The sequence below is a fragment of the Streptomyces sp. HSW2009 genome (assembly GCF_040240285.1).
Classification (GTDB): Bacteria; Actinomycetota; Actinomycetes; order Streptomycetales; family Streptomycetaceae; genus Streptomyces.
The window spans coordinates 1-799 of sequence record NZ_JBEHZD010001097.1 but is presented as its reverse complement, the minus strand read 5'-3'; the positions used below and the strand labels follow the sequence as shown (position 1 = coordinate 799).

The 799-nt window shown below is 85.5% G+C and carries 1 pseudogene; it reads left to right on the top strand.

Annotation, left to right across the window (positions count from 1 at the left end):
- Positions 1 to 227: 227 nt before the first annotated feature.
- Positions 228 to 799: pseudogene (locus tag AAHZ94_RS34735) on the top strand (nicotinate-nucleotide--dimethylbenzimidazole phosphoribosyltransferase); the annotation flags it as partial.

Sequence of the window (799 nt, the reverse complement as noted above, 5' to 3'; positions counted from 1 at the left end):
CCCCCCCCCCCCCCCCCGGGGGGGGGGGGGCGCGGGGGCCCCGCCGCGGGGGGCCGGCCGCCCCCGCCCCGGCCGCGGGGCCCCGGGGGCCGGGCCCGCCGCCCCCGGCGGCCCCCCCGGCGCCGGCCGCCCCCCCACACGCCCCGCAGGACGGTGCGGCCTGGCCGCAGCAGGCCGCCGCGCCACAGGCCGGACAGCAGCCCGGCGCGCCCACGGCTGCCCAGACCGTGCCACCCGAACCGGCGCCGGGCACGGCGATAGAGGCCACCGTCGCCTCCCCGTCCGTACCGCAGCCCGCCGCCGACCCGAGCGCACAGCAGCCCGCCGCCGCGCCCGCGTCGGTGCCCGCTGGCGCGCCCGGCGCCCAACCGGCCGCCGGCCCCCTGCCGCAGCCCGCCCGACCGACGTCGGCCGGCGAACCCTCCCGGGGCGCGGAACAGCCTCCTGCCGCAGGCACTGCCGGTACGGCGGGGCCGCTGCCGACCGCCGTACCCGCGGCCCCCGACGCGCAGCCCGCGCCCGCCCAGCCGCTGCCGCAACCCACCGGGGCGGTGGGCACGACGACCCCGCAGGCCGCCGGTGGCGCGCCGGCACAGACCGGCCCCGCGACCCGGGCGCAGCCCACTGCCCAGCCGACCGGCGCCGCCGCAGCGCAGCCCGTACCGGCCGGTGCTGACGCCGCACCAGCCGCGGCCGAGGCACTGGCGGGCCAGCCGCTCGACGCGCAGCAACAGCCCGTTGGCCCCACCGCGACCGACGGTGCGCCCCAGGGCGCGCCCGCCGTGGCACCGGCCGGTGC